The organism is Microcoleus sp. S36b_A4 (assembly GCF_036700645.1).
GTDB lineage: Bacteria > Cyanobacteriota > Cyanobacteriia > Cyanobacteriales > Microcoleaceae > Microcoleus.
In genome coordinates this window covers 1-6,271 of the sequence record NZ_JAUBPI010000167.1, presented here as the reverse complement: position 1 = coordinate 6,271, position 6,271 = coordinate 1, and the positions used below count along the sequence as shown (strand labels likewise).

The window sequence follows — 6,271 nt, the reverse complement described above, 5'->3', positions numbered from 1 at the left end:
ATTTCAGCCTAAAAGCGTTTGGCTTCCAAGTTTTCACAACTGATCAAGAAATCCGACCCACATCTGCGGAATGTGGGTTTTAATTCGCCAACAGTCTCTTTTAACTGCAGAGACAGACAGACTAACACCGAGTAACGCAGATTAATTAGATCAATTCTGGTTGGAGCGTCCGTGATTGTTGACTATTGACTGTTGGCTGGATTTTACAATAATGACTAATGACTAATGACTAATGACTAATGACTGCTGTCGAAGCGGAATCTCGATCACAAACTCAGTACCTTTCCCCAATTCCGAATTGCATTTTAAAACGCCGCCATGTTTCTCTACCACAATTTGGTAACTAATTGACAGTCCCAATCCAGTACCTTTTCCCACTGCCTTAGTTGTGAAAAAAGGGTCAAATATGCGTTTTCTCATAGATTCCGAAATTCCCGTACCGTTATCAGAAATCCGAATCAGCGCGCTAGGAATAGTACCATTAAGTTGACCGACAGCAGTAGAGATTTTAATTTGAGGAACTACAGATTGACCAGCGAGCAACTTGTTCGATTCCAAAGCATCGATCGCATTTCCAATTACATTCATAAATACCTGATTCAACTGTCCCGCATAACACTCAACTCGATGCAAAATGCCGTATTCTTTCACTAGCACAATGTTGGCACTGTCCGCATTAGATTTCAGCCTGTGCTGTAAAATTAACAGCGTGCTGTCAATGCCCTCGTGAATATCAACCGCCTTCATTTGACTTTCATCAAGACGGGAGAAATTCCTTAAAGACAAAACTATTTGACGGATGCGATCGGCTCCCACCTTCATTGACGATAGCAATTTGGGCAAATCTTCTAGCAGAAATTCCAAGTCAATATCTTCACTTAATTTGTCTATTTTAGGACTAGAATCGGGATATTGCTGCTGGTAAAGTTCCAGCAAACTAAGTAAGCTAGCAGTATATTCACTAGCGTGATTGAGATTGCCGTAAATAAAATTAACCGGATTGTTAATCTCGTGAGCAATCCCGGCTACCAGTTGCCCCAAACCAGACATTTTTTCAGTTTGAATCAATTGAGCTTGAGTGTGCTGCAAATCCTTTAAACTTTGAGCGATTTGTTCGGCTTGGCGTCTGGTTTGAGCCAGCAAATCGGCTTGTTGGATAGCTACGCCTAATTGATTAGCAATCTGAGCTAAAAAGTTAACTTCTGAACTTTCCCAACAGCGGGGCCCAGAATGTTGATACGCTGTCAGCAAACCCCAAAGTTTTTGTCCTACAAAAATCGGCGCTATCGCATAAGCCTTCACCTGAAATTGCTCTAAAATACCGACCACACACTCCGAGTGGCAAACTTGATAGATATCGTCAATGGCTAGAGTTTCATTATTGGCATATCTGCCGCCTCGGTTTTCCTGCAAATAAGTATCTTGCCAAACTGTACTGATACCTTCCCCTACCAATTTTATCCAGCCATCTTTCACACACTCGGCTACATAATAGCCACTCCAATCAGGATTAAATTGATAGACAGCTATTCTATCAACTTGCATAAACTGACAAACTTCTTGAGTAGCCGTCTTAAAAATTGCGTCGATATCGAGAGACTCCCGAATCTTGGCTACCACTTCAAACAGTATCCGCTGTTGCTCGGCTACCCACTGTAAATAAACTGATTGCTGCCGCGTTTTAGCCAACAAATCTGCTTGTTCTAATCCTACACTCAACTGAATTCCAACTTGCGTAGCAAACTGAATTTCCGAAGTGTTCCAATGGCGCAAACCGCTGCACTGGTGCACGCACAGCAAACCCCAAAGTTCGCTGCCATTCATCAGTGGCATAATCACCTGAGCTCTAATTTGAAATTGAGCTAAAAGAGCAGCATGGCAGTCGGAAAGTCCAGCATTCTCGACATCTGGTAGCACTTGAATCTGTCCCTTACTGTATTTTTTCGCATAGTTTTCGCTAAAGAAATGATCGCGAACTTTTACATCCATTGCCGAAGAAAAACCAGGCAAAACATCTTCGGTAATAAATTCGCCTTCATTAAATTTTAAACTAGGATCGAAGCGATAAATGCCAACTCTATCTGCTTTTAATATCCGTCGCAATTCTGTAGTTGTAGTCCTAAAAATTGTATCTAAATCGAGAGATTGTCTAATCTTAGCAACTACCTCAAACAGTATTCGCTCCTGCTCTGCTGCCCGCTGCAACTCAACTGCTTGCTGCTGAGTTTGAGCGAGCAAATCTGCTTGTTCTAGGGCGATACTGAGCTGAGCGGAAATTTGGGTAGCAAACTTAATTTCGGAAGATTCCCAGTTGCGGGGAGCCGAACATTGGTGTACGCACAGCAACCCCCAAAGGTCGTTGCCTTTCATAATCGGTGCAACTAAAGTAGCTTTGACTTGAAATTGCTCCAATAGTTGCTCATAGCAATCTTGGAGTCCAGCCTGTCTGATGTCGGAAATTGTGTGAATTCGTCCCTGAGAGTAGAGATTGGCATACTTTTCTCCAAAGCAGCGATCCTGCACTTTGACTGCCATTGCTGACACAAAATCTGGCAAAACATTTTCGGAAACGAATTCGCCGTCGTTAAATTCCGACGCTAGTTCGAAGCGGTAAACCGCAACTCTATCGGCATTTAAAGCCCGTCGCACTTCCTGGGACATCGTGCTAAAAATCTTGTTCAAGTCGAGGGATTTCCGCATTTTTGCCACCACTTCAAACAGCACTCGCTGCTGTTGGGTCAACTGCTGTAGTTGAGCGGTGCGCTTTTGAACTTGATTTTCTAAATTTGTGTTAAGTTCCTCTATTTGTTGATCGAGTTGGTAGTGGTTAATAGCATTAGAAAAATGGGTGCCAAAAATTTGCATCAATTCAATTTCTTCAGCCTTCCAGTCGCGAATTTGGGCAGTTTTTGACTCTTTCCATGCTTCAAAAGATATCCGAGATTGGGCAAGCCGCCCGTCGCTATCAAACTGTCTAGCCCAGAGAGTTTCGGTGTCAAATTCTTCTCGAAAAATGGTCAAGTAACCGAATATGTGCTGGCGGGTTCTGAGTGGTACGATTAAAATGCTGCGAATTTTGGTCGATCGAAATGCAGGTTGCAGGCTTCTCAAACTGCTAATTTGGTACAAGTCGGGAATTACCCAAACCTGTTGCTCGCCGGATTTAAAATATTCGTGCCAGACGCTGTATTGCTCAACCTGGGGGTATTTTGCGGAAATTCCCATCTTCGGCCCTGAGCCGCAAGTGTAGACTGTGAGTTCGCCAGTGGAGTTATCCGAATAGGGAACTCGGTTCGTAACCTTGCTGCTGTCGGAAATGAATGGCGTGGCGAAAATGCACAGCCTGCCGCCCGCGGCGTCTAGTGCTGCTACCGATTCTACCAAAGCCGTTTGGAGTTCAATCGCCGGCTGGGAGTTAAGGGCGGCAGCCACGCGGTTGACGGCAGCTTCCCGTTGAGCTTTCGCCCTCGCTTGGGCGAGGAGGGTTGATTGGGCTATGGCGACGCCGAGCTGATCTGCCACCATCTGAACGCCTTGGAGTTCGTTTTCTCCAACACTCCGGGACTCGGAGTGGTGAGATACCAACAACCCCCAGAATTCTTCGCCGTGAAAAATTGGTACTACTAAGCAAGCCTTAACGCCCAGTGCAGTCAAGTATTCAGCGTGGCAGGGGTCAACCGCACGAAAGTGCATTTGGTCGTCGGGCAGCAGTTGGCCGGAAACTGCCTCGCGGCGTGGACTTTGGCCTAGCTGCCCGGAATCTATATCGACGATCGATCGCACCTGTACTTGCGCGAACAGTTCGCGGGCGTGAGGGGGAATATCGTCTGCTGGAAAATGCAGACCCAATAGGGATGGCAAGCGGTTGCCGTTAGTTGATTCGGCAATCACTTCACCGCTACCGTCGCTATGAAATTTGTAGATTTTTACTCTGTCTGTTCCCAAGAAGGATTGAACTTCTGCTGCTGTTGCGCTCAGAATTTCGGGGAGTTCTAGAGAGCGGCGAATGCGGTTGGCGATGCGTTCGAGCAAATTTGCTCGATCGAACCTCACCTTGAGATTTTCGATCTTTAATGAGTCCATTATTAATCTTTTGCTTTCCTAGCAATAACAGTAAGCGGCCCACAAGTTTTGTGCCTGTTAAAAAATTTGGCAAGCACAGCCATTTAATAAAATATAAATATCCTGATGCCGATCGTCGATTAGTTTTACACCTGTAGCGATCTGCCTTAAAATTGCAACTTTCCATTGCAACTTTCCATTGTGTGGGATTACAACTTTTGTACTTTAAATATAAACTTTGTACAGCCTGCCTTGCAAGCTCTTTACCCCAACGGACTAAAATTGTCAAGTTTCAAGACTTGCAGAGTCATTCACCACAACCGATGAAGGTCGTACCGAAGTATCTGACTCCAGGATGCAAAAGCTGGCTGAAGAACGAGCTTACGGAAAGAAATAGCATGGAATTCAAAAGGTTAACTCAGAAACCGGGTTTATATGTCTAGGATTGGATCTGCTGCTAGCGGGTTCGGAGAATGGTCGATCGACAATCCGCAGCTTTTTCAGATATTTTTAGATCAAAAAAAAGCTCCTGCCGTTAAGCAGGAGTCTTTTTCAACTAGACAATCAAATCAGAAATAAATTCGATCGATTAGTCTAAGTCTGGCATAGAAAGTACCGCTTCATTTTCGCGATCGATACCCTTCTCAAAGCCAGCGACAGCCGCGCGAGCGCGACCAGCGTGCCACAAGTGGCCGACCAAGAAGAAGAAACCCATCACAAAGTGGAAACAGGACAGCCAAGAACGAGGAGAAGTGAAGTTAAACGAGTTAACTTCAGTCGCCACACCGCCCACAGAGTTCAAAGAACCCAAAGGAGCGTGAGTCATGTACTCAGCCGCGCGGCGAGCTTGCCAAGGCTGAATGTCATTCTTGATTTTGTTCAAGTCCAAACCGTTAGTACCGCGCAAGGGTTCCAACCAAGGGCCTTGGAAATCCCAGAAACGCATCGTTTCACCGCCGAAAATGATTTCGCCAGTAGGAGAGCGCATCAGGTATTTACCCAGACCGGTGGGGCCTTGTGCAGAACCGACGTTAGCACCCAAGCGTTGGTCGCGGATCAGGAAGGTCAAAGCTTGCGCTTGAGAAGCTTCCGGGCCCGTCGGGCCGTAGAATTCGCTGGGGTAAGCAGTGTTGTTGAACCAGACAAAGCAGCAAGCGATGAAGCCCATCAGGGACAAAGCACCCAAGCTGTAAGACAGGTAAGCTTCGCCAGACCAGATTAAGGCGCGGCGAGCCCAGCCGAAAGGCTTGGTCAAAATGTGCCAAACACCGCCAGCGATACAAATCAGGCCAAGCCAGATGTGACCGCCGATGATGTCTTCCATGTTGTTGACGCTGACAATCCAGCCTTCGCCACCAAAAGGAGAGCGAACCAAGTAGCCAAAAATCACAGCCGGGTTCAGGGTGGGGTTCGTGATAATACGCACGTCCCCGCCGCCTGGAGCCCAAGTGTCATAGACACCGCCGAAGAACATAGCCTTAGCAACCAGCAGCAAGCAACCGCCACCCAACAAAATTAGGTGATAGCCGATGATGTTGGTCATCTGGTTCTTATCTTTCCAGTCGTAGCCGAAGAAAGAAGAGTATTCTTCGAGAACTTCCGGGCCGCGAACGGCGTGATAAATGCCGCCCAAACCGAGAACTGCAGATGAAATTAAGTGAAGAACCCCGACTACGAAGAACGGGAAGATATCAGTGACTTCACCGCCAGGGCCTACGCCCCAACCCAAAGTAGCGACGTGGGGCATCAAAATTAAGCCCTGTTCGTACATGGGCTTTTCTGGGATAAAGTGAGCGACTTCAAACAAAGTCATTGCACCGGCCCAGAACACGATCAAGCCAGCGTGAGCGACGTGGGCGCCCAGCAGTTTGCCGGAGAGATTGATCAAACGAGCGTTGCCAGACCACCAAGCGAACCCGGAGGATTCTTGGTCGCGACCGCTTGCGTAGGAATTAGAGAGCGTTACCACCCGGTAGAACCTCCAACGATTTTAGATTTTGGATTTTGGGTTTTTTTGTTCCCTAGTAGGGCACGGGAGTACCGCACCTGCGCCGGGGAATAGGGATTTGGATTTCAGATTAAGTTAAAAAAACTAAATTAATCTGAAATCCAAATCCTGATTTTTTTAAAGTGCGTTACCGCGAGGCAGAACTTCTTCAGGGAAGATGAAGTTTTCGTGGGGTTGGTCTGTCGGAGCCATCCAAGCACG

The 6,271-nt window shown here is 46.7% G+C and carries 2 protein-coding genes; both read right to left on the bottom strand.

The window, feature by feature from the left end; genetic code table 11:
- Window positions 1-222 precede the first annotated feature (222 nt).
- Window positions 223-4,083 carry a GAF domain-containing protein gene (locus QUA03_RS28000; protein WP_333216873.1) on the bottom strand — a complete coding sequence of 1,287 codons (3,861 nt, stop codon included), beginning with the start codon at window positions 4,081-4,083 and terminating at the stop codon, window positions 223-225.
- Between the two features lie 568 nt (window positions 4,084-4,651).
- The gene (psbC, locus tag QUA03_RS27995; protein ID WP_333216871.1) at window positions 4,652-6,031 is read right to left on the bottom strand and encodes a photosystem II reaction center protein CP43; all 1,380 of its coding nucleotides are present in this window, start codon (window positions 6,029-6,031) and stop codon (window positions 4,652-4,654) included.
- Between the last annotated feature and the right edge of the window lie 240 nt (window positions 6,032-6,271).

What these genes read in the sequence shown, in the direction of transcription:
- QUA03_RS28000 (WP_333216873.1), bottom strand. Translation starts at nt 4,083, where the DNA reads ATGGACTCATTAAAGATCGAAAATCTCAAGGTGAGGTTCGATCGAGCA.